Source organism: Vibrio sp. YT-19(2023), from assembly GCF_033337395.1.
In genome coordinates, this window is sequence record NZ_JAWOQN010000084.1 from 1 (window position 1) to 1,843 (window position 1,843).

A 1,843-nucleotide genomic window follows, 5' to 3' on the forward strand; every position below is an offset into this window, starting at 1 on the left:
GCAATGACAGCACATAATGTTTGTTGGCTATCACCTGTAACGATCAGTGGCGTCATCGGCAAAAACGCCAACGCTTCTGATTCAATCCATTCCGGTGAGACATTTCTGCCGTATGCGGTGACGATAAGGTTCTTCTTGCGTCCTGAGAGAGTGACAAAACCTTGCGCGTCAATTTGGGCTAAGTCGCCAGTTGCTAACCATTCTTGAGTAAACGGCTCATTCAAATAACCAAGAGCAACGTTGCCTTTGACGAGCAGTTCACCATCTTCCGCGATACGAATCTGAGTGTGCGGGAGCGGTTTGCCACACGTTCCTGCTTTAAATGCGCCTGGTGTATTCAAACAAACAACAGAGCCACATTCAGACAGACCATAACCTTCAAACGCAGGGATGTTCAGCGCATGCGCGGTGTTAATCAGTTGCGACGACACTCTTGCGCCGCCAACGGCGACAAATTTTAGAGAATCCACAAGAGAGGGCTGCTGTTTCGCGATCTGAATGAGCGCAAGCAATAAAGCCGGTGTGAGCACTAAGCTTTCTGGTTTGATGGTCGCTAATGCTTGTGCAAACAGACGCGGTTCGAATTGGCTTGAACCGAGTAGGCCGGTTTGCTCTCCGGGGAAAATAGATGACGTCACGCCCAACATGAGTGGAACATAAACGCCGGTTATGTTCTCGAGAAGCGTCGATAACGGAAGCAGCACTAAGTGTGAGTGCGCGGTGCCGTTTACTGCGTCGGCGAGCGATTTCGCCACCAAACACAAATGATCAGTGCTTAAACAGACGCCTTTAGGCTGACCAGTCGAGCCCGACGTAAATGTGATTTTTCCGGTTTCTGGTAGATAAGCTACCTGTGTATCTTCATCTCCCAACTGGTTACGACGCAGCAAAGGCAAATTTGCAATGGAAAACGAATGGTCTTGCTGGTTAAAGCTTTGCTTAGAATGAGAAGCCAACCATGCTTGCCAATCGCCGACTAAAGCATCGACGCCTGATTGCTCTAATGTGTGTTCAACTTGTGCATCAGAGAAAAAAGTCGGAATAGGTACGACGACTATGTCTGCCGCCATCGCCGCCAAATCAACAATGGCCCAATCGATGCTGTTTTCTGCGCGTAGCGCGAGTGCTTTGATGTTCTGTGCAATAAGCTCGGCGGCAACGAGTTCGATCTTGTTTAACAGTTCAGAGTAAGTCAGTTCAACCGTTTGATTCGCTTCGTAGCCGACAAGTGCTACTCGATCTGGTGTCGTTTTTGCCCATTTTGTAATGGCATCGAGGAGAATATTCATACATCACCTATATTCTGCGTTGTGTTTAACCAAGTTGTTGTGTTTGTGTTTGCGTTTTTAACGACGTTTACTTTTCTATCTAGGCTTGTTTGCGTTTTCTTTCTTGGACTAATCGAAGACGCTCTAGTCCTTTTTGCAAATTGCCAGCTAACACACGCGGTTGATGTTCGTAGTACGACCCCCAAGTGGACTCGGCATCGGGGACTTTGTTTTGATCGGCCTGCGCGATGATATGAGGCTCCAACCCTAGACGCGCCATCATGGCGTGAAGTGGGTCTGTCGCGGTGAAGATGCACCATTCAAAACCGAGGTTGACCAGCATTTCTGCGATGAGGTAGAAGTGAAGAGATGACATGCCCTTAGCGAAAGAGGCCAAGTGACCGAATTCCACTAAGTTCGAACGTTTTACGTCGCAGTTAAATACGTTAGAAACCAGCTTTTGGGCGTCGTCTTCTAAATACTGTTCAAGGAACAAGGGCTCATCTTCGGCGATGCGAAAGCCGCATACGGAAACAATTTGGCCGCCTTCAATGAGGGTTAAATACGCCGGCATA

At 48.3% G+C, this 1,843-nt stretch carries 2 protein-coding genes; both read right to left on the reverse strand.

The window, feature by feature from the left end; translation table 11 throughout:
- Positions 1 to 1,289: AMP-binding protein (locus R7E78_RS23965; RefSeq protein WP_318058318.1), on the reverse strand; the 1,289-nt coding region annotated here is incomplete at its 3' end.
- A 79-nt stretch (positions 1,290 to 1,368) separates the two neighbouring features.
- A partial coding sequence (locus R7E78_RS23970; RefSeq protein ID WP_318058319.1) for a thermostable hemolysin occupies positions 1,369 to 1,843 on the reverse strand: 475 nt, incomplete at its 5' end.